21 protein-coding genes are annotated in these 25,889 nt (G+C 60.4%); 7 read left to right on the top strand and 14 right to left on the bottom strand.

The window, feature by feature from the left end:
* Positions 1 to 74: 74 nt before the first annotated feature.
* Positions 75 to 1,085: a beta-N-acetylhexosaminidase gene (gene nagZ / locus K0H47_RS09640; RefSeq protein WP_003218962.1), complete on the bottom strand. Its 1,011-nt coding sequence runs from the start codon at positions 1,083 to 1,085 to the stop codon at positions 75 to 77.
* Between the two features lie 170 nt (positions 1,086 to 1,255).
* Positions 1,256 to 1,963, bottom strand: a complete 708-nt coding sequence (gene psrA / locus K0H47_RS09635) for a transcriptional regulator PsrA (protein ID WP_003218964.1) — start codon at positions 1,961 to 1,963, stop codon at positions 1,256 to 1,258.
* 262 nt (positions 1,964 to 2,225) lie between these two features.
* On the opposite strand from psrA, the gene lexA reads away from it, so the two are divergent.
* Both lexA and sulA read left to right on the top strand, forming a co-directional pair.
* Positions 2,226 to 2,834: a transcriptional repressor LexA gene (gene lexA / locus K0H47_RS09630; protein WP_003172575.1), complete on the top strand. Its 609-nt coding sequence runs from the start codon at positions 2,226 to 2,228 to the stop codon at positions 2,832 to 2,834.
* Positions 2,835 to 2,844: 10 nt separating this feature from the next.
* Complete coding sequence (gene sulA / locus K0H47_RS09625; protein ID WP_017477202.1) at positions 2,845 to 3,318, top strand: SOS-induced cell division inhibitor SulA; 474 nt, start codon at positions 2,845 to 2,847, stop codon at positions 3,316 to 3,318.
* Positions 3,319 to 3,429: 111 nt separating this feature from the next.
* On the opposite strand, the gene K0H47_RS09620 is transcribed toward sulA, so the two are convergent.
* The 7 genes from K0H47_RS09620 to K0H47_RS09590 all read right to left on the bottom strand — a co-directional run bounded on the left by K0H47_RS09620 (position 3,430) and on the right by K0H47_RS09590 (position 11,732).
* A complete protein-coding gene (locus K0H47_RS09620) occupies positions 3,430 to 3,663 on the bottom strand; it encodes a hypothetical protein (protein ID WP_003218969.1) in 234 nt (77 codons plus the stop codon).
* 108 nt (positions 3,664 to 3,771) lie between these two features.
* Positions 3,772 to 4,293 carry a DUF6586 family protein gene (locus K0H47_RS09615; RefSeq protein WP_063032262.1) on the bottom strand — a complete coding sequence of 174 codons (522 nt, stop codon included), beginning with the start codon at positions 4,291 to 4,293 and terminating at the stop codon, positions 3,772 to 3,774.
* 126 nt (positions 4,294 to 4,419) lie between these two features.
* Positions 4,420 to 7,041, bottom strand: coding sequence for a type I DNA topoisomerase (topA, locus tag K0H47_RS09610; protein WP_017477200.1), 2,622 nt, complete (start codon positions 7,039 to 7,041; stop codon positions 4,420 to 4,422).
* A 114-nt stretch (positions 7,042 to 7,155) separates the two neighbouring features.
* Positions 7,156 to 7,392 carry a DUF1653 domain-containing protein gene (locus tag K0H47_RS09605; protein ID WP_010176359.1) on the bottom strand — a complete coding sequence of 79 codons (237 nt, stop codon included), beginning with the start codon at positions 7,390 to 7,392 and terminating at the stop codon, positions 7,156 to 7,158.
* A gap of 97 nt (positions 7,393 to 7,489) precedes the next feature.
* Positions 7,490 to 8,665 (bottom strand): acetyl-CoA C-acyltransferase FadA, encoded by a 1,176-nt coding sequence (gene fadA, locus K0H47_RS09600; RefSeq protein WP_003218978.1) that lies wholly within the window; start codon positions 8,663 to 8,665, stop codon positions 7,490 to 7,492.
* Between the two features lie 29 nt (positions 8,666 to 8,694).
* The gene (gene fadB, locus K0H47_RS09595; RefSeq protein ID WP_219272445.1) at positions 8,695 to 10,842 is read right to left on the bottom strand and encodes a fatty acid oxidation complex subunit alpha FadB; all 2,148 of its coding nucleotides are present in this window, start codon (positions 10,840 to 10,842) and stop codon (positions 8,695 to 8,697) included.
* Between the two features lie 452 nt (positions 10,843 to 11,294).
* Positions 11,295 to 11,732 (bottom strand): hypothetical protein, encoded by a 438-nt coding sequence (locus K0H47_RS09590; RefSeq protein WP_063032266.1) that lies wholly within the window; start codon positions 11,730 to 11,732, stop codon positions 11,295 to 11,297.
* A gap of 105 nt (positions 11,733 to 11,837) precedes the next feature.
* On the opposite strand from K0H47_RS09590, the gene K0H47_RS09585 reads away from it, so the two are divergent.
* On the top strand, positions 11,838 to 12,275 hold the full coding sequence (locus tag K0H47_RS09585) for a universal stress protein (RefSeq protein ID WP_003218985.1): 438 nt from the start codon (positions 11,838 to 11,840) through the stop codon (positions 12,273 to 12,275).
* 198 nt (positions 12,276 to 12,473) lie between these two features.
* Here K0H47_RS09585 and K0H47_RS09580 read toward each other — a convergent pair whose 3' ends face one another.
* Complete coding sequence (locus K0H47_RS09580) at positions 12,474 to 14,393, bottom strand: ATP-binding cassette domain-containing protein (protein ID WP_063032268.1); 1,920 nt, start codon at positions 14,391 to 14,393, stop codon at positions 12,474 to 12,476.
* A 212-nt stretch (positions 14,394 to 14,605) separates the two neighbouring features.
* On the opposite strand from K0H47_RS09580, the gene K0H47_RS09575 reads away from it, so the two are divergent.
* Positions 14,606 to 16,534, top strand: coding sequence for a transglycosylase SLT domain-containing protein (locus K0H47_RS09575; RefSeq protein ID WP_219272443.1), 1,929 nt, complete (start codon positions 14,606 to 14,608; stop codon positions 16,532 to 16,534).
* Between the two features lie 63 nt (positions 16,535 to 16,597).
* Here the strand turns inward: K0H47_RS09575 and K0H47_RS09570 are convergent, their stop codons facing one another.
* Positions 16,598 to 18,367: an ABC transporter transmembrane domain-containing protein gene (locus K0H47_RS09570; RefSeq protein WP_093200343.1), complete on the bottom strand. Its 1,770-nt coding sequence runs from the start codon at positions 18,365 to 18,367 to the stop codon at positions 16,598 to 16,600.
* Between the two features lie 255 nt (positions 18,368 to 18,622).
* On the opposite strand from K0H47_RS09570, the gene K0H47_RS09565 reads away from it, so the two are divergent.
* Positions 18,623 to 18,796: a PA1571 family protein gene (locus K0H47_RS09565; RefSeq protein WP_010176367.1), complete on the top strand. Its 174-nt coding sequence runs from the start codon at positions 18,623 to 18,625 to the stop codon at positions 18,794 to 18,796.
* 51 nt (positions 18,797 to 18,847) lie between these two features.
* Here K0H47_RS09565 and pdxB read toward each other — a convergent pair whose 3' ends face one another.
* Positions 18,848 to 19,990 carry a 4-phosphoerythronate dehydrogenase PdxB gene (gene pdxB / locus K0H47_RS09560; protein ID WP_177026878.1) on the bottom strand — a complete coding sequence of 381 codons (1,143 nt, stop codon included), beginning with the start codon at positions 19,988 to 19,990 and terminating at the stop codon, positions 18,848 to 18,850.
* Between the two features lie 189 nt (positions 19,991 to 20,179).
* Between pdxB and K0H47_RS09555 the strand changes: the two genes are divergently transcribed.
* Positions 20,180 to 21,568, top strand: a complete 1,389-nt coding sequence (locus tag K0H47_RS09555; RefSeq protein WP_003218996.1) for an MATE family efflux transporter — start codon at positions 20,180 to 20,182, stop codon at positions 21,566 to 21,568.
* Here the strand turns inward: K0H47_RS09555 and tusA are convergent.
* Positions 21,565 to 21,816 carry a sulfurtransferase TusA gene (gene tusA, locus K0H47_RS09550; RefSeq protein WP_063032275.1) on the bottom strand — a complete coding sequence of 84 codons (252 nt, stop codon included), beginning with the start codon at positions 21,814 to 21,816 and terminating at the stop codon, positions 21,565 to 21,567. The two genes, K0H47_RS09555 and tusA, sit on opposite strands and share 4 nt — an antisense overlap.
* Before the next feature lie 27 nt (positions 21,817 to 21,843).
* Entirely contained in the window at positions 21,844 to 22,917 is a 1,074-nt protein-coding gene (gene rlmM / locus K0H47_RS09545; protein WP_003219000.1) for a 23S rRNA (cytidine(2498)-2'-O)-methyltransferase RlmM, read from the bottom strand.
* A 191-nt stretch (positions 22,918 to 23,108) separates the two neighbouring features.
* Here rlmM and acnA point away from each other — a divergent pair, with 191 nt between their 5' ends.
* On the top strand, positions 23,109 to 25,850 hold the full coding sequence (acnA, locus tag K0H47_RS09540) for an aconitate hydratase AcnA (protein ID WP_201142791.1): 2,742 nt from the start codon (positions 23,109 to 23,111) through the stop codon (positions 25,848 to 25,850).
* The last annotated feature ends 39 nt before the right edge of the window (positions 25,851 to 25,889 follow it).

The raw sequence follows: 25,889 nt of genomic DNA, 5'->3' as shown, positions 1-25,889 counted from the left end.
GGCAAGCCCGCTCCCACATTTGGAATGCATTTCCCTGTGGGAGCTGGCTTGCCTGCGATGGACGCGACGCGGTCTTAATCAATCAATTGAGCATCTCGCAGCGCACCCAACGCTGCCAACCAACGCGGATCCTGCTTGTACTCGGTCGAAGCCACAGCTTGTCCACGCATCCGCGCAATACGCGCCGATGGCGTGACCTTCATGCGCTGGGCAGCACTCAGGGCCAATTCAGCGGCAGCGCGATCGTTGCACACCAGGCCCATGTCGCAGCCTGCAGTCAGCGCCGCCTCGATACGGCTCGCAGCATCACCGACCACGTGAGCGCCAGCCATCGACAGGTCATCACTGAAAATCACCCCGTCGAACTGCAACTCACCGCGCAGGATGTCCTGCAGCCAGCGCCGGGAGAAGCCGGCCGGTTGCGCGTCGACCTGTGGATAAATCACGTGGGCCGGCATGACGGCCGCCAACTGCTTGCTCAGGCGTGCGAAAGGCACCAGGTCATTGGCGCGAATCTGTTCCAGGCTGCGCTCATCATTGGGAATCGCGACGTGGGAATCGGCTTCGGCCCAGCCGTGGCCGGGGAAGTGTTTGCCGGTAGCGGCCATGCCAGCGCTGTTCATCCCGCGAATAAAGGCACCGGCAAGCACCGCGGCGCGCTCGGGGTCGCCTTCGAATGCGCGCGTGCCCACGACTGCGCTGCGTTGGTAATCGAGGTCCAGTACCGGCGCGAAGCTCAGGTCCAGGCCGACCGCCAGTACTTCTGTCGCCATGATCCAACCGCACTGCTCGGCCAGTTGTTCGGCATTCGGGTTGTCGGCCAAGGCGCGCATCGCCGGCAGGCGGACGAACCCTTGGCGCAAGCGCTGCACCCGGCCGCCTTCCTGATCGACCGCCAGCAGCAGGTCCGGGCGCACGGCGCGAATCGCGGCGCTCAACTCACGCACCTGGCGCGGATGCTCAATATTGCGCGCAAAAATGATCAGGCCGCCCACCTCGGGCTGGCGCAACAAGTGGCGGTCTTCAGCCGTCAGCCAGGTACCGGCGACGTCCACCATCAAAGAGCCTTGCAGGGCTTGGGTCATAAAGCTTCCTTAAATAACGCACGCAGCCCGGAGCCCTCGCGAGATCGCATCGCCAGGGTTGAATCTGGAGACGGACGCTCAGCGAGAGCAACGGGCTGTGGGTAAATAGCTGAAATCGGCATGGGCGGCTAGCTTAGCGGATGCAAGCGGCCGCGCACACCCGGACGGGGTTAAACCTTGGCCGGTACCGGTACCGACTTGCTGCGGGGACGCAACTGGGCGGCGGCCATGGCCTGGTCGGTAACGCCGGTTTCGGCACGCATGCCGGCAGCGAGAAACGGCACCATCAGGCGCATCACCTGCTCGATGGAGGTGTTCACGCCAAAGTCGGTCTCGGCAATCGCACGCAGGGCCTTGATCCCGGACATGCTGAACGCCGCGGCACCGAGCATGAAGTGCACGCGCCAGAACAGCTCGATCGGCGGAATACGCGGTGCGGCTTCGTTGACCAGCAACATATAGCGGCGGAACACCTTGCCGTACATGTCTTCCAGATAGCGACGCAGGTGACCCTGGCTCTGGCTGAATGCCAGGCCCAACAGGCGCATGAAGATCGACAGGTCGTTGCCGCTGCGAGGCTGGACCACCAGGGCTTGTTCTACGAGGATTTCCAGCAGGTCTTCCAGGCTTGGCTTGTTTTCAGGCTTGGCCTGGCGACGCTCCAGCTCACGGTCGAGGCTGATACAGAAAGGCCCCAGGAACCGAGAGAACACGGCCTGGATCAGCGCCTTCTTGGAGCCGAAGTGGTAGTTCACTGCTGCCAGGTTGACCCCGGCCTTGCTGGTGATCAGCCGCAATGAGGTTTCAGCAAATCCTTTTTCCGCGAACAACTGCTCGGCAGCATCGAGAATGCGTTCAACGGTTTCCGACTGGGCCATGGCTACTCCGCCTGACAAACACTTGTTTGAAACATACGTTTCAAGCTGTGTCTTGTCAAGCCTGCAGGTCGCTTTGCGGCTGGTCGGTCACCGATTTCATGGCCATTTAATCACATTCGCCAAGGTCTGTAGGCAGTGCTGTTTTCAGCCTGTAGGACGTATGACAAACGACCGTCCAGCGGAGTGACTGAAAACGGTGATTGCCAAGCGCAGTCCACTGTATATAATCCCAGTCACTGTATAAAAAGACAGAGCGATCAACATGCTAAAACTGACGCCACGCCAAGCTGAGATTCTGGCTTTTATCAAGCGCTGCCTCGATGACAACGGCTACCCGCCGACCCGAGCGGAAATTGCGCTGGAACTGGGATTCAAGTCGCCCAACGCCGCTGAAGAACACCTCAAGGCCCTCGCCCGCAAAGGTGCGATCGAGATGACCCCGGGTGCCTCACGGGGCATTCGTATCCCTGGCTTCGAAGCCAAGGCCGACGAGTCGACACTGCCGATTATCGGGCGGGTCGCAGCCGGTGCGCCGATCCTGGCGCAACAGCACGTCGAGGAATCCTGCAATATCAACCCGACGTTCTTCCATCCCCGTGCCGACTACCTGTTGCGAGTCCACGGCATGAGCATGAAGGATGTGGGTATTTTCGACGGCGATCTGCTGGCCGTCCATACCACACGTGAAGCCCGCAATGGCCAGATCGTCGTCGCCCGTATTGGCGATGAAGTGACGGTCAAACGCTTCAAGCGCGAAGGCAGCAAGGTCTGGCTACTGGCCGAGAACCCTGAGTTTGCGCCGATTGAAGTGAACCTGAAGGATCAGGACCTGGTGATTGAAGGCTTAAGCGTCGGCGTTATTCGCCGCTAACGGAGGCATCATGCAGTTCCTACAGACCCCACAACACACTCAGCTGTCGCTGTTTGAGGCCTTTATGGCCCAGCCCCTTGCGCCCATCCTCAAGGAAACGGTCGAAGCGCCCTGGAGCGCCGAACCCGAGGCGTTCAGTGAACTGTCGTTGCGCGGTGCTGCCGGGAGCTGCCTGAGCCTGCTGGCGCCGATCCTTCGCGAATTGAGCGAGGAACAGGATGCACGCTGGCTGACGCTGATCGCCCCACCGTCCAGCCTGACCCAGGCCTGGCTGCGGGACGCCGGCCTGAACCGCGAGCGCATCCTGTTGCTGCAACCCCGCGGCACCCAAAGTGCCCAGCAGCTGACCTGCGAAGCCTTGCGCCTGGGCCGTAGCCACACGGTAGTCAGTTGGCTGAACCCGCTGACAACAGCGGCCAGGCAGCAGCTGATCAGCGCCGCACGTACGGGCGATGCGCAGAGCTTGAACATTCGGTTGGGATAAAACGATGCGCGTATAACTGACTCTGTCAGGATCCGCCATGACGCGAGGCTTCTTCAGGCTTGAGAAGCCGATCTGCACGACTAAAGCTTACAAAAAAGCCGACAAACGGACTCAGTGAAGAATCCGTGGGCCGTCTTCCTTCTCCGGCTCGCCCTCAGCCAGGCGCCCTGCCATCTGCACACCTACGCTCAACATGGCTTTTGCCACTTCCACGTGCTGGCCCTGCAGGAATGCTTTTGCATCTTCGGAAAAATCCAAAATTACCAGAGAACCCTCGTCCTCAGCCCGGCGCAGCTCAATTCGGCCGTCGGGCAGTTCAACAATTTCCAGAAAGGACGTTGGCATAAAAGTCTGTTCTCCACGAAAGGCCGGCATTATATCAGTCATCAGCGCGGCCTCGCTCAGGATCTGAACAGCTTTCTTTACGGCTTGATGAATGGTGCCTGACTTAACTCAGCACTCGTTCAGCCCATCCCGAAAACGAATGGCCAACTTCTTCAACTCCTGTCGCCAGCTTTCCAGCTCTTCACGGCTTAATGGCGCAGGCCCCTCTTCTTCCAGGCTCACGGCCAGGATCAGCGGCTGGGTCACATCCCCCTTGGGCTTGTGAGGTACACGAGGCGGCTGGAACATCTCGGCGTGAGCTACCAGCAAGCGTGCCAACCAGCTGTCCGGGCTCTGCGCCATTTCCACCAGCTCGGCCAACTCCGGAATGGCCATGGACTCCAGCACATCACGGTTGATGATCATCTCTGCACGCGGTGAACCGGCCTGAGGCAAGCGGTAGAACCCGGCAATTTCATGGCACAAGCCAAGCAAGGCGCCATACAGGTGAAACAGCGCCGCTTCACGCCCGGCCTGCACCAGCGCGATAGCGTTCATCTCCTTTCCTTCCTCGGCGCGGCCAAGGGCTTCCAGGGACAAACCCGCGAAGTAAATTTTCTGGTTGGTACGGGTATAGAGTTCGTTGGCCATGAAGGCAGTCTCCACAACGAATAAGGCGTGATGCTGGCTGAACAGTGTCAGGGATCAGCCAAGTCCACTGCAAGCGCAAAAAAAGGCCGCCTATAAAGGCGGCCTTTGTTCATATGGCTGATCGTATCAAGCGCCCTGGCGCTTGTCCTCGACCTTCCACTTGCCACCGTCGTAGAACGCTTTCCAGCCGGTAGGCTTGCCTTCCACTTCAGTCTGCACGTACTGCTCCTTGGTCTTGCGGCTATAGCGGATTACGGACGGGCGACCGTCCGGGTCCTTCTTCGGCGCTTCACAGAGGAAGTGGTACTTCGGATCGATCTCGTCCTTGTGGGGCACGATCTCGATCACCAGCGGAGCACGGGTCTCGCGATTTTTCGGGAACTGGCTGGCAGCCAGGAACAGCCCCGAAGCGCCATCACGCAGGATGTAGGTGTCGTTGACCTTCTCGCACTTGAGTTCAGGCATCTTCACCGGGTCCATCTTCGGCGGCGCCGCATCACCGCTTTTCAGCAGTTTGCGGGTGTTCTTGCACGTCGGGTTGGTGCAACCGAAGAACTTGCCGAAACGGCCGGTCTTGAGCTGCATCTCGCTGCCGCATTTGTCGCATTCCAGGCTCGGACCTTCGTAGCCCTTGATGCGGTAAGTGCCTTCTTCGATCTCATAGCCGTTGCAATCCGGGTTGTTACCGCAGATGTGCAGCTTGTGCTTCTCGTCCAGCAGATAGGCGTCCATCGCCGTGCTGCAGATCGGGCAACGGTGCTTGCCACGCAGTACCAGCGACTCGGATTCACCCTCGTCATCGGCAGCGATTTCATCACCTGGCACCAGGTTGACGGTGGCCTTGCAACGCTCTTTCGGCGGCAGGCTATAACCCGAGCAACCGAGGAACACACCAGTGGACGCGGTACGAATCTGCATCGGACGACCGCAGGTGAGGCACGGAATGTCCGTCATCACCGGCTGGTTGGCACGCATGCCGTTCTCGGCGCTTTCAGCCACTTCGAGTTTCTTCTTGAAGTCGCCGTAGAATTCGTCGAGCACGTTTTTCCAGTCGCGTTCGCCCTGGGCCACGTCATCGAGATTCTCTTCCATGCCGGCGGTGAAGCCGTAGTCCATCAGGTTGGAGAAGCTCTCGGACAGGCGCTCGGTGACGATGTCGCCCATCTTTTCCGAGTAGAAACGACGGTTGTGCAAGGCAACGTAGCCGCGGTCCTGGATGGTGGAGATGATCGCCGCATAGGTCGAAGGACGACCGATACCGCGTTTTTCCATCTCCTTGACCAGGCTGGCTTCCGAATAACGCGCCGGCGGCTTGGTGAAGTGCTGGGACGGATCGAGCTTGATCAGCTTCAACACATCGCCCTGGGCCATGTCCGGCAGCACGTCATCGTCGCCCGGCTTGGCGATTTGCGGCATCACGCGGGTGTAACCGTCGAACTTGAGGATACGGCCCTTGGCACGCAGCTCGAAGTCACCAGCACCCACGCTGACAGTCGTCGACAGGTATTGCGCCGGCAGCATCTGGCACGCCAGGAACTGGCGCCAGATCAGCTCGTAGAGGCGCTCAGCGTCGCGCTCCATGCCGCTCAGCTTGCTTGGCTCGGTGTTGGCGTCGGAGGGACGAATCGCTTCGTGAGCCTCTTGTGCGCCTTCCTTGCTGCTATAGACGTTCGGCTTCTCCGGCAGGTACTTCTTGCCGAACTCGCTTTCAATATAAGTGCGCGCCATCGCCACCGCGTCTTGCGACAGGTTGGTGGAGTCGGTACGCATATACGTGATGTAGCCCGCTTCATACAGACGCTGGGCCATCATCATGGTCTTCTTGACCCCGAAGCCCAGGCGGTTGCTCGCAGCCTGTTGCAGGGTGGACGTGATGAATGGCGCCGACGGCTTGCTGCTGGTGGGCTTGTCTTCACGCTTGACGATGCTGTAGCTGGAAGCCTTGAGCTTCTCCAGCGCAGCCATGGCCTGGGCTTCGTTGAGCGGCTTGAAGGCCTCGCCTTTCTCGCGGGCCACTTCAAAGCGCACGTTGTTGCCCTTGGCAGTGCCCAGGTCAGCGTGCACTTCCCAATATTCTTCAGGGTTGAACGCACGAATCTCGCGCTCACGCTCCACCACCAGCTTTACCGCAACCGATTGCACACGGCCGGCGGACAGGCCACGGGCGATCTTCGCCCACAGCAGCGGCGAGACCATGTAACCCACGACGCGGTCGAGGAAGCGACGGGCCTGCTGGGCATTGACGCGGTCAATGTCCAGTTCGCCCGGCTTGGAGAAGGCTTCCTGGATTGCCTTCTTGGTAATTTCGTTGAACACCACGCGCTTGTAGCGGCTGTCGTCACCACCGATGGCTTCCCGCAGGTGCCAGGCAATAGCCTCCCCTTCGCGGTCCAAGTCGGTTGCGAGATAGATGGTGTCAGCATCTTTGGCGAGCCGGCGCAGCTCTTCGATGACCTTCTCCTTGCCCGGGAGGATCTCGTACTTGGCTTTCCAGCCATGATCGGGATCGACACCCATGCGCGAGACCAGCTGCTTGCGCGCTTTCTCTTTAGGCGTGAGCACCGGACCTTCGCCCGCAGCCGCCTTGCCGCGCTTGGCGGCAGGCTCCTTGCTGGCGCTAGCCGAACCGCTGGTGGGCAGGTCTCGGATATGGCCGATACTCGACTTCACCACGTACTCGTTACCCAAGTACTTGTTGATGGTCTTGGCCTTAGCCGGGGATTCCACAATGACCAGCGATTTGCCCATGGATCGGAAAATTCCTGAATTCGAGAAGTGAAAGGCGGTTGGCGCCTGACGCGGCAACGCTATATATAGTGGCAACAAGGTGAGGTCAAGCGCAGCATTCTGCGCGGCCTGCCTTTATTGCGCGGAAAAAAGGCTGGGTTCGACCTGGATCAAAGCAAAGCGCGGGACCTGTTCGCCGTCAACTTCGACGGTCTCCAGGAACATGCTCAAGGGACGCACCCAAAAGCCGTAATCGCCATACAGTGCTTGGTAAAACACCACTTCCTCTTCGGTCTCGGAATGCCGCGCCACATTAAAAACGCGGTACTGCGGACCTTTATAATGCTGGTAGAGCCCTGGTTCGACTTTCATGCTCTGGCCCTCTTACAAAATTTGTTAAAAAAAAATATAAAAAATTCCAAAAAACAAAAACCGGGGCACTGGGCCCCGGCTTCCGTCAGCGAAACGTTTAGATACGTTCGAAGACGGTGGAGATGCCTTGGCCGAGGCCAATGCACATGGTCGCAACCCCAAGGTTGCCGCCATTTTGCTTCATCACGTTCAGCAACGTGCCGGAGATACGAGCACCGGAACACCCAAACGGGTGACCCAGGGCAATCGCGCCGCCGTGCAGGTTAACCTTCTCGTTCATCTTGTCGAGCACTTTCAAATCTTTCAGCACTGGCAGGGCCTGTGCGGCGAAAGCTTCGTTGAGCTCGAAGAAGTCGATATCGGAGATGGTCAGGCCCGCGCGCTTCAATGCTTTTTGTGTGGCCGGTACTGGACCATAGCCCATGATTGCCGGGTCCACACCTGCGACTGCCATCGAACGGATCACGGCCATCGGCTGGATGCCCAGGTCCTGGGCACGCTGGGCCGACATCACGATCATGCACGAAGCACCGTCGGTGATCTGCGACGAAGTACCGGCTGTCACGGTGCCGCCCTTTGGATTGAAGGCAGGCTTCAAGGCCGCCAGGCTTTCCAGGGTGGTGTCCGGACGAATGGTTTCATCGTAGTCGAACAGTTTCAGGAAACCGTTCTCGTCGTAGCCGTTCATCGGGATGATTTCATCCTTGAACTTGCCTTCCACGGTCGCCTTGTGGGCCAACTGGTGGGAACGCAGGCCGAATGCATCCTGGGCTTCGCGGGTAATGCCGTGCATTTTGCCGAGCATTTCCGCAGTCAGGCCCATCATGCCCGAGGCTTTCGCCGCGTACAGGGACATGTGCGGGTTCGGATCGACACCGTGCATCATGCTGACGTGGCCCATGTGCTCCACGCCGCCGACCACGAACACATCACCGTTACCGGTCATGATCGCTTGGGCAGCGGTGTGCAACGCGCTCATGGACGAGCCACACAGGCGGCTGACGGTCTGGCCGGCAGCGGTGTGCGGGATCTGCGTCATCAAGGAAGCCATGCGGGCGATGTTCCAGCCCTGCTCCAGGGTCTGGTTGACGCAGCCCCAGATCACGTCTTCGACTTCGTTCGGGTCGACCTTGACGTTGCGTTCCAGCAATTTGCTGATCAGGTGCGCCGACATGTCTTCAGCGCGGGTGTTGCGGTGCATGCCGCCCTTGGAGCGGCCCATCGGCGTACGACCGAAGTCGACAATCACGACGTCTCTTGGATTCAAGCTCATAAATATTCTCGCTCTAGTCGTCTGGGCACTTAACCGAAGAAGCTCTGGCCGTTCTTGGCCATCTCACGCAGCTTCGCAGTCGGGTGGTACAGCGGGCCCAGATCAGCGTATTGATCAGCCAGGGCAACGAACTCGGCCACACCGATGGAATCGATGTAACGCAGCGCACCACCACGGAATGGAGGGAAACCAATACCGTAGACCAGGCCCATGTCGGCCTCGGCTGCGGTTTCAACGATGCCATCTTCCAGGCAGCGCACGGTTTCCAGGCACAGGGCGATCATCATCCAGTTGACGATGTCCTCGTCGGACACTTCACGCTGTTCGTAGATGACCGGCGCGAGTACTTCGTGAACCGATGGGTCGGCCACTTTCTTCTGCTTGCCCTTCTTGTCGGTCTCGTAGGCGTAGAAACCCTTGCCGTTCTTCTGGCCCAGGCGCTTGGCTTCGTAGAGCGCGTCGATCGCCGAGCGGCGGTCGTCTTTCATGCGGTCCGGGAAGCCTTCAGCCATTACGTCGCGACCGTGGTGGCCGGTGTCGATGCCGACCACGTCCATCAGGTACGCCGGGCCCATTGGCCAGCCGAATTTTTCCATGACCTTGTCGATGCGCACGAAGTCCACACCGGCGCTGACCAGCTTGGCGAAACCGCCGAAGTACGGGAACAGTACGCGGTTGACCAGGAAGCCCGGGCAGTCATTGACGACGATCGGGTTCTTGCCCATTTTCTTGGCGTAGGCAACGGTGGTGGCAACGGCCAACTCGCTGGACTTCTCGCCACGGATCACTTCCACCAGCGGCATCATGTGCACCGGGTTGAAGAAGTGCATGCCGACGAAGTTTTCCGGACGCTTGAGGGCCTTGGCCAGCAAGGTGATGGAAATGGTCGAGGTGTTGGAAGCCAGGATAGTGTCTTCTTTAACCTGGGCTTCAACTTCAGCCAGTACCGCCTGCTTGACCTTCGGGTTCTCGACAACCGCTTCGACCACCAGGTCGACGTGGCCGAAATCGCCGTAGGACAGCGTAGGACGAATGCCGTTAAGCACTTCAGCCATTTTCGCTGCCGTCATGCGGCCTTTATCCACGCGGCCTACCAGCAGTTTCGCGGCTTCTGCCAGACCCTGTTCGATACCGTGTTCGTTGATGTCTTTCATCAGGATCGGCGTGCCTTTGGACGCCGATTGATAGGCGATACCGCCACCCATGATACCGGCGCCGAGTACGGCAGCCTGTTTCACATCGCGGGCGATTTCGTCGTAGGCCTTGGCCTTTTTCTTCAGTTCCTGGTCGTTCAGGAACAGACCGATCAAGCTCTGCGCCGCAGAAGTCTTGGCCAGTTTGACGAAGCCGGCAGCTTCGATTTCCAGGGCCTTGTCGCGACCGAAGTTCGCGGCCTTCTGGATGGTCTTGATCGCTTCAACCGGCGCCGGGTAGCTCGGGCCGGCCTGGCCAGCCACGAAACCTTTGGCGGTTTCGAACGACATCATTTGTTCGATGGCGTTGAGCTTGAGTTTTTCCAGCTTTGGCTGACGCTTGGCCTTGTAGTCAAATTCGCCGCTGATGGCGCCTTTGATCAGGTTCAGTGCGGCTTCTGCCAGCTTGTCGGGAGCCACCACGGCATCCACGGCGCCGACTTTCAGCGCGTCTTCAGCACGGTTTTCCTTGCCGGCGGCAATCCACTCGATGGCGTTGTCGGCACCGATGATGCGCGGCAGGCGCACGGTACCGCCGAAGCCTGGGTAGATACCCAGCTTGACTTCCGGCAGGCCGATTTTCGCGGTGGCAGACATCACGCGGAAGTCGGCGGCCAGGCACATTTCCAGACCGCCGCCCAAGGCGATGCCATTGATCGCGGCAACGGTCGGCACGTTGAGGTCTTCGAAATCGCTGAAAATCTTGTTGGCTTCGAGGTTGCCAGCCACAAGCTCGGCATCGGGCAGCTTGAAGTTGTCGACGAATTCGGTGATGTCAGCGCCGACGATGAACACGTCCTTGCCGCTGGAGACGATCACGCCCTTGACCGATGCATCTGCTTTGATGGTGTCTACGGCCTGACGCAATTCATTCAGGGTTAGACGGTTGAACTTGTTGACGGACTCGCCCTTGAGGTCGAATTTCAATTCGACGATGCCACTTTCAAGAGCCTTAACCGTGATGGCTTTACCTTCGTAAATCATCAACTGATCTCCACGATATGGAAGCTGAACAGTACACGTCGGACGCAGGATTCAGCGTAGACACTGACGTTACCGTCGATGCTAACGCCAATTTGCCAGGCACACCCGCCAACGCGATAGTCGGGATTCTGTACGAACGGTCTGAAAGACAAACGCTCAATTCATACGCCCGTTTGATTTGGGTACGTCACCTTCAGCCAAATCCGATGAATTGTCAATCGCTCGAAAGGGCCGCTAAGACGCGACTTTTCAGTCATTTCAGAACCCGAAGCAGCCGGCATCGCCCCGCCAATGTTTAATCATTCGCGAAATCAATAATGAGAAATATGATTTAAAGGGCTGTACAGAACCGAATATGCGGCTAGGCTAGCGGCACGTAAAACGAATTACCGGCCTGCCTGGCCAACTCCAGCCCGATGATGCTTTCGGGCTTTTTAATGCCTGCAGGAATCTCAGGCCAGCGCCTTGAGCACCGCGTCAATGTCCTGCAACACGCTCAACTCGCCCTTCTCGCCCCAGTACAGGGTGATCATTTGCTTGTCGGCTTCGACTTTGTAGACGTTCTCAGGCAGCGTCGCAAAATGCGGCAACAACTTTTCATCAACGCAGATTTCCTGCCACTGATTGACCCACACCCCCGGTTCCAACTGCCAATAACTCCAGGTCACAAGCTTGGTGCCGCGTCGCGGCCGGTGATACTGCGCGCACGGGCTCGGCGGCTCGTGCTTGAGCCAGTGCGGCCACTCCTGAGGTGTCAGTTGCATGGCCAAACCGATGCGCCGCGCCTCCATGCGCAAAGCCATGCGCCCGCTCGAATGGCGCGAAGGACGCAGCCACGCCAGCGGACTCAAAACCAGCGCAAGGATTGACACCACTATCCAGACCGTCATATGTGTACTCCCGAATTTCTTGATGAGCGGATTTGACCTGACGCAACCCCATCCGCTTGAAACAAGCCATACTGAACTTATCGCTTTCCTTTGGAGAAACTCCTCATGCCCTACGAACATATTCTGGTCGCCGTGGACCTGACCGAAGAATGCGACCCCGTGATCAAGCGGGCCGTAGGCCTTGCAGGCGATTCGGTGAAGCTGTCCCTGGTGCATATCGTCGAACCGATGGCCATGGCCTTTGGTGGCGACGTGCCAATGGACCTTTCCCAGCTGCAACAGCAGCAGTTCGACCAGGCCAAGGAACGCCTTGATCGACTGATCAACAAGTACCCCGCCCTGAAAAAAGACCAGAGCCACCTGACCTACGGCCAGCCGCGCCAGGAAATCCACCACCTGGCCAAGGAACAAGGTTGCGACCTGATCGTGGTCGGGAGCCATGGCCGCCACGGGCTGGCCCTGCTGCTGGGCTCCACCGCCAATGACGTGCTGCACGGCGCACCTTGCGATGTGCTGGCAGTGAAACTGGTAAAGAGCTCGTAAGACCAACAGCAATTTAATATGGGAGCGGGCTTGTGTGGGAGCGGGCTTGCTCGCGAAAGCAGTGGATCAGTCGACAAATATATGGACTGACACACCGCATTCGCGAGCAAGCCCGCTCCCACATTTGAACCGCGTTTCATACAAAAAACCCGGCGCTCATACAAATGAGCGCCGGGTTTTTTATTGCGCTTGAATCACTCAGGCATCCAGCTCGGCCCAGCGCTCAACCAGGGCTTCCAGCTCGCTGTTCAACTGCTCGAGGGATGCAATCACCTTGGCGGTTTCGGCAGCAGGGCGCAGATAGAAACCCGCGTCCGCCATTTCAGCTTCAACGGCAGCGATCTGCTGTTCCTTGGCATCGATATCGCCCGGCAGTGCTTCCAGCTCGCGTTGCAGCTTGTAGCTGAGCTTCTTCTTGGCCGCAGGCGCTTCTTGCGCAGGGGCAGGAGCAGCAGCCACCGGGGCAACCACGGCCGAGGTCAGGTCAGCCTTGCCGGATTTGCTTTCGGTCACGCCCAGCAGGCGCGGCGAACCGCCCTGACGCAGCCAGTCCTGATAACCACCGACGTATTCACGTACCTTGCCTTCACCTTCGAAGACCAGGGTGCTGGTGACCACGTTGTCGAGGAATGCCCGGTCGTGACTGACCATCAGCACGGTGCCGTTGAAGGTCAGCAAGACCTCTTCCAGCAGTTCCAGGGTTTCAACGTCGAGGTCGTTGGTCGGTTCGTCGAGCACCAGCAGGTTGGCTGGCTTGCTGAACAGCTTGGCCAGCAGCAGACGCGCACGCTCACCACCAGACAAGGCTTTCACCGGTGTACGTGCACGCTGCGGGCTGAACAGGAAGTCGCCCAGATAGCTCAATACGTGGCGGCTCTGGCCGTCGATGTCGATAAAGTCGCGACCTTCGGCGACGTTGTCGATCACGGTTTTTTCCAGGTCCAACTGGTGACGCAACTGGTCGAAGTAGGCCACGTCGATGCGCGTGCCCTCTTCCACTGTGCCGCTGGTCGGTTGCAGGCCATTGAGCATCAGCTTGAGCAAGGTGGTCTTGCCGGTACCGTTGGCGCCGAGCAGGCCGATACGGTCGCCGCGCTGCAGGACCATGGAGAAGTCCTTGATCAGGAACGGGCCGTCCGGGTGATGGAAGCTGACGTTTTCCAGGACCATCACCTGCTTGCCGGACTTGTCGGCGGTATCCAGCTGAATGTTGGCCTTGCCGGTGCGCTCGCGACGCTCGCTGCGCTCAACGCGCAAGGCTTTCAGGGCGCGTACGCGGCCTTCGTTACGGGTGCGACGGGCCTTGATACCCTGGCGGATCCAGACTTCTTCCTGAGCCAGCTTTTTGTCAAACAGCGCATTGGCGGTTTCTTCGGCGGACAGTGCAGCTTCTTTATGCACCAGGAAGCTGGCGTAGTCGCCATTCCAGTCGATCAGGCCGCCACGATCCAGTTCGAGAATGCGTGTGGCGAGGTTTTGCAGGAAAGAACGGTCGTGCGTGATGAACAGCACGGCGCCCTGGAAATCCTTGAGGGCTTCTTCAAGCCAGGCGATTGCGCCGATGTCCAGGTGGTTGGTCGGTTCGTCGAGCAGCAGCAGATCCGGTTCGGAAACCAGGGCCTGGGCCAGCAGGACGCGGCGACGCCAGCCGCCGGACAATTCGGCGAGGGTCTTGTCGGCCGGCAGTTGCAGGCGGCTCAGGGTGCTGTCGACCAATTGCTGCAGGCGCCAGCCGTCACGGGCTTCGAGGTCTTGCTGGACGTGCATCAGCTTGTCCAGGTCTTCTTCGGTGACGCAGTTCTGTGCCAGGTGATGGTATTCGGCGAGCAATGCGCCCACGCCATCAAGGCCTTCGGCAACCACGTCGAACACTGTCCGTCCGTCGGCCACCGGCAGTTCTTGCGGCAATTCGCCAATCTTGAGGCCCGGTGCGCGCCAGACAGAGCCGTCATCGGGCTTCTGGTCGCCTTTTACCAGCTTCATCATGCTGGACTTGCCGGTGCCGTTACGGCCGATGATGCACACCCGCTCACCACGGGCGATCTGCCAGGACACCTTGTCCAACAACGGCATAGCGCCGAAAGCAAGGGACACATCGCTGAATTTGAGCAGGGTCATACGCTTCTCCAAAAACTGGGCGCGCATTCTACCTGACTTAGGGCGCGAGGCGGCCGGCATTTTCGCCGTTGACATGTTCTGTTGGACATTTCAGATGAACTTGAACGAAGCGACCGGCAAAGCTTTCACCGGTTGCAGCCAAAAGGCTAAGCTAGGGGCAATCAGTGTCGGCGACGTCGGCACTAGTCCAGATTCCTCTGCACGGACGTCTCATGCGCAGTCGCCTTTTCAGCTTTTTATCTTGTCTGCTTCTTTCTGCCACCGCCGTTCAATCCGCCCAGGCCGTGGACCTCACCACCCAACGTCAATATTACGATGAAGCCAAACGAGCCCTCGCCAAAGGCGACAGCGGCCCGTATTTCCAGTACAGCCAGTCCCTGGCCGACTACCCGTTGACGCCATACCTGGCCTACGACGAACTGACCGCGCGCCTGAAAACCGCGAGCAACGAGGAAATCGAACAATTCCTCGCCAAGAACGGCGACCTGCCCCAGGCCAACTGGATGAAACTGCGCTGGTTGCGCTGGCTGGCCGACCGTGGCGACTGGCAAACCTTTGAAAAGTACTACGACCCAAAACTCAATTTCGTCGAACTGGACTGCCTGCACGGACAGTTCCAGCTGACCCATAACCAAAAAGCCGAAGGTTATAAAACCACCGAGAAACTGTGGCTGACCGGTAAATCCCAGCCTGCTGCCTGTGATGCCACCTTTGGCCAGTGGGCCGCCGACGGCCAACTGACCGAACAAAAAATCTGGGACCGCGCCAAGCTGGCCGCCGAAGCGCGCAACTACCCGCTGGCCAACAGCCTGGTGAAAACCCTGCCGACCCTCGGCGCCCAAGGCCGCCTGATGGTAGACGTGGCGCAGAAGCCCGACATGCTCAGCGACCCGTCGCGCTTCCTGCCGGCCAACGAGGCGATGTCCGACGCCGTCGGCCTGGGCCTTCGCCGCCTGGCCCGCCAGGACCCGGACAAGGCCATGGCCCTGCTCGACGGTTATGCCAGCAGCATGCACTTCTCTCGTGACGAAAAAGTGTCGATCGCCCGGGAAATCGGCCTGACCCTGGCGCGCCGCTACGACCCGCGCGCCCTCGACGTGATGACCAAATACGATCCGGAACTGCGGGACAACACCGTTTCCGAATGGCGCCTGCGCCTGCTGCTGCGCCTGGCCCGTTGGGAAGACGCCTACCAGTTGACCCGCAAGCTGCCCCAGGATCTGGCCACCACCAACCGCTGGCGTTACTGGCAGGCCCGCAGCCTGGAACTGGCAGAGCCGAAAAACCCGCAAGCCCTGGTGATGTACAAGGGCCTGGCCAAGGAACGTGACTTCTACGGCTTCCTGGCGGCGGATCGCTCCCAGTCGCCGTACCAACTGAACAACAAGCCGCTGGTGATGAGCCAGGCGCTGATGAACAAGGTGCGCAACACCCCGGGCGTACGCCGCGCCCTGGAGTTCTACGCCCGCGGCCAGATCGTTGATGGCCGTCGCGAGTGGTACCACGTGAGCCGGCACTTCAACCGCGACGAAATGGTCGCCCAGGCCAAGCTGGCCTATGACATGAAATGGTACTTCCCGGCGATCCGCACCATCAGCCAGGCGCAGTACTGGGATGACCTGGATATCCGCTTCCCGATGGCCCACCGCGACACCCTGGTGCGTGAAGCCAAGGTCCGTGGCGTGCATTCAAGCTGGGTGTTTGCGATCACCCGCCAGGAAAGCGCCTTCATGGACGACGCCCGCTCTGGCGTCGGCGCCACCGGCCTGATGCAGCTGATGCCGGGCACCGCCAAAGAGACCGCACGCAAATTCAGCATCCCGCTGGCCTCGCAACAGCAGGTGCTCGACCCGGACAAGAACATCCAGCTCGGCGCGGCGTACCTGAGCCAGGTCCATGCCCAGTTCAACGGCAACCGCGTGCTCGCCACCGCTGCCTACAACGCTGGCCCGGGCCGTGTACGCCAATGGCTGCGCGGCGCCGATCACCTGAGTTTCGATGTGTGGGTGGAAAGCATCCCGTTCGACGAAACCCGTCAGTATGTGCAGAACGTGCTGTCTTATTCGGTGATCTACGGGCAGAAGCTCAATGCGCCACAGCCGCTGGTGGATTGGCATGAGCGGTATTTTGATGATCAGTAAGTAACGCTGTCCCATAAAAAATGCCCGCATTGAGAGATGCGGGCATTTTTTATGGGCGGTAATTTAGTGGCTGCTCGATTCACCATCACTGAACTGCAACGCCGCCAGCCGTGCGTACAGTGGATTACTCGCAATCAGTTGCTGATGCGTCCCCACCGCCACCAGCTTGCCTTGGTCCATCACGGCAATCCGGTCGGCGTTCTTCACGGTGGCCAACCGGTGGGCGATCACCAGGGTGGTGCGCCCTTCCATCAACTGCGGCAGCGCTTGCTGGATCAAGTGTTCACTCTGGGCGTCCAGCGCGCTGGTGGCTTCGTCCAGCAGCAGGATCGGTGCATCCACCAACAAGGCCCGGGCGATGGCCAGGCGTTGGCGCTGGCCGCCGGAAAGGCCCATGCCGCCGTCGCCCAGGTGGGTCTGGTAGCCGTCGGGCATTTGCAGGATGAAATCGTGGGCGTGGGCGATGCGCGCCGCTTCTTCGACCTGGGCAAAGGTGGCCGATGGATTGCCGTAGCGGATGTTCTCTTCGACAGTGCCAAAGAACAGCGCCGGACTCTGGGACACCAGGGCGAAACAGCGGCGCAGGTCCAGCGGGTCCAGTTCGGTCAGCGGGTGGCCTTCAAGCAGGATGCGGCCTTGCTGAGGATCGTAGAAACGCAGCAACAGATCGAAGATCGTCGATTTTCCCGCGCCCGACGGGCCGACCAGGGCCAGGGTTTCACCGGCATTGATGCTCAGGCTCAAGCCGTCGATAGCAAAACGATCCGGGCGCGACGGATAGGAGAAACGCAAATCCTGGACTTCCAGGCGGCCGCTGACCCGCTCCGGCAGCTTGACGACGTTTGCCTCGGGCGCTTTGATCTCGTTGCTCGACTGCAGCAACTCGCCAATCCGCTCTGCTGCACCGGCCGCTCGTTGCAACTCGCCCAGCACTTCACTCAAGGTGCCGACGGCACTGCCGACGATCAGGCTGTAGAACACGAACGCGGCCAGTTCACCACCGGAAATCCGCCCGCTAATTACGTCCATGCCGCCGACCCAGAGCATCACGCCCACGGCGCCCAGTACCAGCATGATTACCAGGGTAATCAGCCACGAACGCTGCAGGATGCGTTTGCGCGCGGTGGTGAACGCCTCCTCCACTGTCACCGCAAAGCGCCGCTCGTCCTGCACCTGGTGGTTGTAGGCCTGCACCGTCTTGATTTGGCCAAGGGTCTCGGACACGTAGCTGCCCACGTCGGCGATGCGGTCCTGGCTCAGGCGCGACAGGCTGCGCACCCGGCGGCCAAAGATCAAAATCGGCGCCAGCACCAGCGGCAGCGCGATCACAACGATGCTGGTGAGCTTGGGGTTGGTGACAAACAACAGCACAATCCCGCCGATCACCATCAGGGCGTTGCGCAGGAACAGCGACAGCGAGGAGCCGATCACCGATTGCAGCAAGGTGGTGTCGGTGGTCAACCGGGACTGGATTTCCGAACTGCGGTTGTTTTCGTAGAAACCCGGATGCAAGTAGATCAAGTGGTTGAACACCTGCCGCCGGATGTCGGCCACCACCCGCTCGCCGATCCACGACACCAGGTAAAACCGCGTAAAGGTGCCCACCGCAAGGCCCAGCACCAGAATCATGAACAGGCCGATGGACTGATTGAGCAGGTGCGGCGACTGGGTCATGAAGCCTTGGTCCACCAGCAGGCGAATGCCCTGCCCCATGGACAAGGTGATGCCAGCGGTGACGATCAACGCCAACAAGGCCCCCAGGGCCTGCCAGCGGTAGGGAGCGACGAAGCGGCTGGCCAGGCGAATCGCGCGGCGTTGACGGGCTGAGAGCATGGCGAGTTTCACCTGAGGCTGGGAGACGGGAACCTACGTAGCTACATGGGGGGAACTTGAGCGAATCACAATGAGTCAGGTTAATTATGCTTACCGAACCTAGCCCCTAGAGGCTATCGGTCTAAGGCCTGGCTGGAAATTTGTATCGGTTTCTGCTGGACTGGGCATTCGATCTGCTGACCGCGCAAGGAGTTGTAACAACGCGGTCACGCAGTGATTTTAAGGTAGGTACACAACCTGATGAGGAGACGGGCCATGTCCTTGCAAAACAGCAGCAACGCCAAAATTGAAGTGATCCGCCAACCGCAGCAGTTGCCTTGCTCGTACATCGACGCTCAAGGCCGCGAAGTGCAAATCACCGAAGAGATGATCCAGAGCGCCTGTGCCGAACTGGAACAGAAATTGGTCAAGCCTGCCAAGCGAGGCTGAATCGCCCACGCTCTTTTAAACCCGGCCTTGATGGCCGGGTTTTTTATGCCTTCAGATTGCCTGCGCGCCCAATGCCGCCACGATGTTAGACAAGGCCGCAGAGTCGCCGCTGATTCGCACCTTCAAACCCTCAATCTCGCGCCGCGGCGGGTAGAGCTTGCGCAGTTGGTCAAACGCCTTGCGCTGCTCGTCCACGGTGCCTACCAGGCTGCGGCGAAAATCCGCGTCATCACGGCGCGGGTCGTAAACGCCACGGCATAGGGCCGCCAGCGCCCAGGCCGGGTCGGTATTGGCGTTGAGGGTAACTTCGGCCAACCACGGTTCCGGCAGCAAGTCGCTGAGTTGAATGATCGCCTCCTGGCCAAGATACCGGCACAGCGCCTGGTAGATCTGCGCCGTACCGCGCTGCCTGCCGTCCAGGCTGTAGCCGGCGATATGCGGGGTGGCCAACACACACAAGTCGGCCAGGTCGACGTCCACCTGGGGCTCGCCTTCCCACACATCCAGCACGGCCTGCAGGTCTTCGCGTTCCAGCAGCACCTCCTTGAGGGCGGCGTTGTCCACCACCGGGCCACGGCTGGCGTTGATCAGCCAGGCGCCGGGCTTGAGCTGGTTGAGGCGCTCGCGGTCGAACAAGTGCCAGGTGGAACCGTTGCCGGATTTGTTCAGCGGCGTGTGCAGGCTGATCACATCGCATTGCTCGACAATCTGCTCCAGGCTGACGTAATCACCGTCCTCGGCGATCTGCCGGGGCGGATCGCACACCAGCACCTTCCAGCCCAACGCCTTGAGCACCTTGACCAGGCGCCCGCCGACTTCACCGGCACCCACCACGCCATAGGTGCGTTGGGCCAGGTCGGCGCCTTCGATTTCGGCCAGGGTCAGCAGGCTGCCCAGCACATAGTCGACCACGCCACGGGCGTTGCAGCCGGGGGCACTGGACCACTGGATGCCAGCGCGCTGGAAGTAATCAAGGTCGAGGTGGTCGGTGCCGATGGTGCAGGTGCCGACAAACCGCACGGGTGTGCCTTCGAGCAAAGCCCGGTTGACGTTGGTCACCGAACGCACCAGCAGCACATCGGCCTGTTCGATCGTCGCGCGGTCGATGGACCGGCCTGGAACCCGGCGAATCTCGCCAAATCCTTCGAAGAATGCATCGAGCAGCGGGATATTTTCGTCGGCAACAATCAGCATGGCAGGCTCCTTTCGCGGATCAGCAGTGTACAGCGGTTTTCCTTGTGGTGAGGGAGCAAGCTCCCTCGCCACAAAAAGCAATATTTGCGCTGGGCTGTGTTTACAAATCCACAACACAGGTTTTTTCCTGACCAACACGTCAAGGCGTAGAATGCGCCGTCCTGCGCTCCCCCTATCGGACATCCGTACGTGAACACTGCCACAACCACCACCGCCCTCTCCCGCCCCGCCCGCGTCAGCCTTGAAGTGCGCAACCTGCTGGCCCTGGCCCTGCCGATCATGATCGGGCAACTGGCGACCACCGCCATGGGCTTTGTCGATGCCGTGATGGCCGGGCGTGTCAGCTCCCGGGACCTGGCGGCGGTCGCCCTGGGCAACTCCATCTGGATCCCGGTGTACCTGCTGATGACCGGCACGCTGCTGGCCACCACACCGAAAGTTGCCCAACGCTTTGGCGCCGGCACCCACGGTGAAATCGGCCCGCTGGTGCGGCAGTCGATGTGGCTGGCGTTGGTGGTGGGAATTACCGCGTTGCTGTTGCTGATCAGCGCCGAACCGATCCTGCACCTGATGAAGGTCGATCCCGAACTGATCAAGCCGTGCATGGGCTACCTGCACGGCATCGCCTCGGGCATGCCGGCCATTGCGCTGTATTACGTGTTGCGCTGCTTCAGCGACGGCCTGGGCCGAACGCGGCCGAGCATGGTCATGGGCCTGTGCGGGCTGGCGCTGAATATTCCGCTGAACTATGTATTTATCTACGGCCACTTTGGCGTGCCGGCCATGGGCGGCATCGGTTGTGGCTGGGCCACGGCGATCGTGATGTGGGTGATGATGCTCGGCCTGGCCGCCTGGACCCGCTGGGCGCCGGTGTATCAGAGCAGCGAGCTGTTCAAGCGCTTTGACTGGCCGCAATGGTCGGTGATCAAGCGCGTGCTGAGCATTGGTTTGCCCATCGGGATTGCGGTGTTTGCCGAGTCGAGCATCTTCGCGGTGATCGCGCTGCTGATCGGCAGCCTCGGCGCCACGGTGGTGGCCGGGCACCAGATTGCGCTGAACTTCAGCTCGCTGGTGTTCATGATTCCGTATTCCCTGAGCATGGCGGTCACCGTGCGCGTCGGCCAGGCCCTCGGCCGCGGCGAACCCCGTGAAGCGCGCTTCGCGGCAGGTGTCGGCATGGGCACGGCGCTGGTGTATGCCTGCCTGTCCTGTAGCCTGATGCTGCTGTTTCGCGAACAGATCGCCACCATCTACACCCAGGACCCGCTGGTGATCCAGGTGGCGGCGATGCTGATTGTGTTTGCGGCGTTGTTTCAGTTCTCGGACGCGATCCAGGTCACGGCCGCCGGCGCGTTGCGCGGTTACCAGGACACACGGGTGACCATGGTGCTGACGCTGTTTGCGTATTGGGGCGTGGGCTTGCCGGTGGGCTACGCGCTGGGGCTGACCGAGTGGCTGGGCCAGGCGCGCGGCCCGAGCGGCTTGTGGCAGGGGCTGATCGTGGGCCTGAGCTGTGCGGCGGCGATGCTGGTGATCCGCCTGGTGCGCAGTGCACGCAAGCGGATTCGCCGGGCCTAAGCGGACTTCTTGCGGATCCAGTACAGGTAGGTGCCCGCCTGTTCCTGCTGGCCCACCAGTTCATGGTCGAGAAACACGCAGAACTTGGGAATATCGCGACGGGTCGACGGATCGGTCGCGATCACCTTGAGCAAGCCGCCGGGCGCCAGGTCACGGATGTGCTGGTGCAGCATCATCACCGGTTCGGGGCAGTTGAGGCCGGTGGCGTCCAGGGTGCCATCGACCGGGGTGTCAAAAATGTCGCTCATCATTCACTCCTGAAACAGGCCGCCAGTTTACCGGGCCTTTGGCTTCTTCACATCCAACCGGCGCAAATGGCAGGTCACTTCTTCACGGTCGTGGTACAGCTGCTTACAGCCAATCTCCACTCGAATACCCCGTTCCTTGAAGCCTTCCGCGATGCGTTCAAGCAAGCGCTTCACTTCGGCATAACGCTGCTTCATCGGCAACTTCAGGTTGACCACCGCTTCGCGGCAATGCCCTTCGCCGATCCAGGTTTCCAGCAGGGCCGCATTGCGCGCCGGTTTCTCGACGATGTCGCACACCATCCAGTCCACCGGCTGCTTGGGCGTGTAGATGAAGCCGTCGGCCATCAAGTGCTGCACCAGGCCGGTATCCATCAGGCTTTCGGCCATCGGGCCGTTGTCGATGGCGGTCACCAGCATGCCACGGTTGACCAGCTGCCAGGTCCAGCCCCCAGGCGCTGCGCCGAGGTCGACACCGGTCATGTCGCTGTGCAGGCGCTCGTCCCACTGATCACGGGGGATAAAATGGTGCCAGGCTTCTTCCAGCTTCAAGGTCGAGCGGCTTGGCGCGTCCCGCGGGAATTTCAGGCGCGGAATGCCCATCGGCCACATCGCCGAGTTGTTCGACTCGGCCAGTCCCATGAACACTTCACGGCCACTCTTGAAGGTCAGCAACAGGCGCGGCTTGCTGGCGTCTTCCACCAGCTTGCCGGCAGCCATCAGCGCCTTGCGCAGGTGCACTTCGAATTTCTTGCAGAAGTTCGACAGCTCCTTGCCATCGTTGGTGTCGACCATCTCCAGCCACAGGCTGCCGCACACCGGGAAATCCCGCAGGTGCGCCAGGATCACGCTGATGCGGTCGGTTTCCGGCAAATCGATGAACACCCCGCGCGCCCACTGCCTTGGGAAGATCAGCTCGGCAAAGCGTTGGCCGCGCATCAGGCGCTGGGCGCCGTCTTCTTCGGTGCAGACAAATTCGGCGCAGGCGCTGCCGGTCTTGGCCTTGGCGTAGCCCGAAACGTTCAGGCGAGCGGCGTGTTCCGCGATCTCGGAACAGACTTCGCCTTCAAAACCCGGGCGGCAGTGCATAAAAAGGGTGTTCATCAACTCTCCTGGATCACGGGCTTGCTATAGCGCAATGCCTGTCATGAAAACGCGCGCATGATAGCCGAGTTCGGAACCTTGGACTTATTGATAGAGTCCAGTAATTAGCCAGCTACTTAAAACAGGGCTAATTTGTAAGCTCTGTTCGTCCCGTCAGGTCCGTAGCCGTGCGGACCATAAGGAGTCATGTAATGTCATCCCTTGATAGTCTGAGAACCCTTAAAACCTTACAGATCGACGACAAGACCTATCACTACTTCAGCCTGCCCGAAGCCGCCAAGAGCCTGGGTGATCTGGACAAGCTGCCGATGTCCCTCAAGGTACTGCTGGAAAACCTGCTGCGCTGGGAAGACGAAAAGACCGTCACCGGCGCCGACCTCAAGGCCATTGCCGCCTGGCTCAAGGAGCGCCGCTCCGACCGCGAGATTCAATACCGCCCCGCCCGGGTGCTGATGCAGGACTTTACCGGCGTGCCCGCCGTGGTCGACCTGGCCGCCATGCGCGCCGCCGTGGCCAAGGCCGGCGGTGACCCGCAGCGCATCAACCCGCTGTCACCGGTGGATCTGGTGATCGACCACTCGGTGATGGTCGACAAGTTCGCCACCACCGGCGCCTTCCAGGAAAACGTCGACATCGAAATGCAGCGCAACGGCGAACGCTACGCCTTCCTGCGCTGGGGCCAGAGCGCCTTCGACAACTTCAGCGTAGTGCCACCGGGCACCGGCATCTGCCACCAGGTCAACCTGGAATACCTCGGCCGCACCGTGTGGACCAAGGATGAAGACGGCCGCACCTACGCCTTCCCCGACACATTGGTAGGCACAGACTCCCACACCACCATGATCAACGGCCTCGGCGTACTGGGCTGGGGCGTGGGCGGGATCGAAGCGGAAGCCGCGATGCTCGGGCAGCCGGTGTCGATGCTGATCCCGGAAGTGATCGGCTTCAAGCTCACCGGCAAACTGAAAGAAGGCATCACCGCCACCGACCTGGTGCTGACCGTCACCCAGATGCTGCGTAAAAAAGGTGTGGTCGGGAAATTCGTCGAATTCTATGGCGACGGCCTGGCCGACCTGCCACTCGCCGACCGTGCCACCATCGCCAACATGGCCCCGGAGTACGGCGCCACTTGCGGCTTCTTCCCGGTGGACGACGTGACTCTGGACTACCTGCGCCTGTCGGGCCGCCCTGCGGAAACCGTGAAGCTGGTGGAGGCCTACACCAAGGCGCAGGGCCTGTGGCGCAATGCAGGCCAGGAACCGATCTTCACCGACAGCCTGGCCCTGGACATGGGCAGCGTCGAAGCCAGCCTCGCGGGGCCAAAACGCCCACAAGACCGTGTTTCCCTGCCGAACGTCGGCCAAGCCTTCAGCGACTTCCTCGACCTGCAATTCAAACCCACCAACAAGGAAGAAGGCCGCCTGGAAAGCGAAGGCGGCGGCGGTGTTGCGGTGGGCAACGCCGACCTGATCGGTGAAGCCGACTACGACTTCGAAGGCCAGACCTATCGCCTGAAGAACGGCGCGGTGGTAATCGCGGCGATTACCTCCTGCACCAACACCTCCAACCCCAGCGTGATGATGGCAGCGGGCTTGGTGGCGAAAAAGGCCGTGGAGAAAGGATTGAAGAGCAAGCCATGGGTGAAAACGTCCCTGGCGCCCGGTTCCAAGGTGGTCACCGACTACTACAAAGCGGCGGGGCTGACCCAATACCTCGACAAGCTGGGCTTCGACCTGGTGGGTTATGGCTGCACCACCTGCATCGGCAACTCCGGGCCGCTGCCCGAGCCGATCGAAAAAGCCATCCAGAAAGCCGACCTGGCGGTAGCGTCGGTGCTTTCGGGCAACCGTAACTTTGAAGGCCGGGTGCACCCCCTGGTGAAAACCAACTGGCTGGCGTCCCCGCCCCTGGTGGTGGCCTATGCCTTGGCCGGCACCGTGCGCATGGACATCAGCAGCGAACCGCTGGGTACCGGCTCTGACGGCAAACCGGTGTACCTGCGGGACATCTGGCCCAGCAGCAAGGAAATCGCCGACGCCGTCGCGCAAGTCAGTACCAAGATGTTCCACAAGGAATATGCCGAAGTGTTTGCCGGCGACGAACAGTGGCAAGCCATTGAAGTGCCGCAGGCCGCCACCTACGTCTGGCAAAAGGACTCCACCTACATCCAGCACCCACCGTTCTTCGACGACATTGGCGGCCCGCTTCCGGTGATCGAGGACGTCAAGGGCGCCAACGTGCTGGCATTGCTGGGGGACTCGGTGACCACCGACCACATCTCTCCTGCCGGCAACATCAAGACCGACAGCCCGGCCGGCAAATACCTGCGCGAGCAAGGCGTCGAACCGCGGGACTTCAACTCCTACGGCTCACGTCGCGGCAACCATGAAGTGATGATGCGCGGCACCTTCGCCAACATCCGCATCCGCAACGAAATGCTCGGCGGTGAGGAAGGCGGCAACACGATCTACATCCCTACCGGCGAGAAAATGCCGATTTACGATGCCGCCATGAAATACCAGGCCTCGGGCACCCCGCTGGTGGTGATCGCGGGCCAGGAATACGGCACCGGCTCTAGCCGTGACTGGGCGGCAAAGGGTACCAACCTGCTGGGGGTCAAGGCGGTGATCGCCGAGAGTTTCGAGCGGATTCACCGCTCCAATCTGGTAGGCATGGGCGTGCTGCCCCTGCAGTTCAAGCTGGACCAGAACCGCAAGGCACTCAAGCTGACCGGCAAGGAGAAGATCGACATCCTCGGGCTGACCCACGCCGAGATCGAGCCGCGCATGAACCTGACGCTGGTGATCACCCGTGAGGATGGCAGCAGCGAGAAGGTCGAGGTGCTGTGCCGCATCGACACCCTGAATGAGGTCGAGTACTTCAAGGCGGGCGGTATCCTGCACTACGTGTTGCGGCAGTTGATTGCCTCGTAACTGACACGCGCTACACAAAACACCGCCTCCCCAGGCGGT

Origin of the sequence: Pseudomonas sp. Xaverov 83, assembly GCF_019352905.1 — a bacterium.
GTDB lineage: Bacteria > Pseudomonadota > Gammaproteobacteria > Pseudomonadales > Pseudomonadaceae > Aquipseudomonas > Aquipseudomonas yamanorum.
The sequence above is the reverse complement of the archived record's forward strand: the minus strand, read 5'-3'. Positions and strand labels throughout refer to the sequence as shown.

Coding starts and splice junctions, on each gene's coding strand:
- nagZ (WP_003218962.1), bottom strand. CDS start 1,085: ATGACCCAAGCCCTGCAAGGCTCTTTGATGGTGGACGTCGCCGGTACC.
- psrA (WP_003218964.1), bottom strand. CDS start 1,963: ATGGCCCAGTCGGAAACCGTTGAACGCATTCTCGATGCTGCCGAGCAG.
- lexA (WP_003172575.1), top strand. CDS start 2,226: ATGCTAAAACTGACGCCACGCCAAGCTGAGATTCTGGCTTTTATCAAG.
- sulA (WP_017477202.1), top strand. CDS start 2,845: ATGCAGTTCCTACAGACCCCACAACACACTCAGCTGTCGCTGTTTGAG.
- K0H47_RS09620 (WP_003218969.1), bottom strand. CDS start 3,663: ATGCCAACGTCCTTTCTGGAAATTGTTGAACTGCCCGACGGCCGAATT.
- K0H47_RS09615 (WP_063032262.1), bottom strand. CDS start 4,293: ATGGCCAACGAACTCTATACCCGTACCAACCAGAAAATTTACTTCGCG.
- topA (WP_017477200.1), bottom strand. CDS start 7,041: ATGGGCAAATCGCTGGTCATTGTGGAATCCCCGGCTAAGGCCAAGACC.
- K0H47_RS09605 (WP_010176359.1), bottom strand. CDS start 7,392: ATGAAAGTCGAACCAGGGCTCTACCAGCATTATAAAGGTCCGCAGTAC.
- fadA (WP_003218978.1), bottom strand. CDS start 8,665: ATGAGCTTGAATCCAAGAGACGTCGTGATTGTCGACTTCGGTCGTACG.
- fadB (WP_219272445.1), bottom strand. CDS start 10,842: ATGATTTACGAAGGTAAAGCCATCACGGTTAAGGCTCTTGAAAGTGGC.
- K0H47_RS09590 (WP_063032266.1), bottom strand. CDS start 11,732: ATGACGGTCTGGATAGTGGTGTCAATCCTTGCGCTGGTTTTGAGTCCG.
- K0H47_RS09585 (WP_003218985.1), top strand. CDS start 11,838: ATGCCCTACGAACATATTCTGGTCGCCGTGGACCTGACCGAAGAATGC.
- K0H47_RS09580 (WP_063032268.1), bottom strand. CDS start 14,393: ATGACCCTGCTCAAATTCAGCGATGTGTCCCTTGCTTTCGGCGCTATG.
- K0H47_RS09575 (WP_219272443.1), top strand. CDS start 14,606: ATGCGCAGTCGCCTTTTCAGCTTTTTATCTTGTCTGCTTCTTTCTGCC.
- K0H47_RS09570 (WP_093200343.1), bottom strand. CDS start 18,367: ATGCTCTCAGCCCGTCAACGCCGCGCGATTCGCCTGGCCAGCCGCTTC.
- K0H47_RS09565 (WP_010176367.1), top strand. CDS start 18,623: ATGTCCTTGCAAAACAGCAGCAACGCCAAAATTGAAGTGATCCGCCAA.
- pdxB (WP_177026878.1), bottom strand. CDS start 19,990: ATGCTGATTGTTGCCGACGAAAATATCCCGCTGCTCGATGCATTCTTC.
- tusA (WP_063032275.1), bottom strand. CDS start 21,816: ATGAGCGACATTTTTGACACCCCGGTCGATGGCACCCTGGACGCCACC.
- rlmM (WP_003219000.1), bottom strand. CDS start 22,917: ATGAACACCCTTTTTATGCACTGCCGCCCGGGTTTTGAAGGCGAAGTC.
- acnA (WP_201142791.1), top strand. CDS start 23,109: ATGTCATCCCTTGATAGTCTGAGAACCCTTAAAACCTTACAGATCGAC.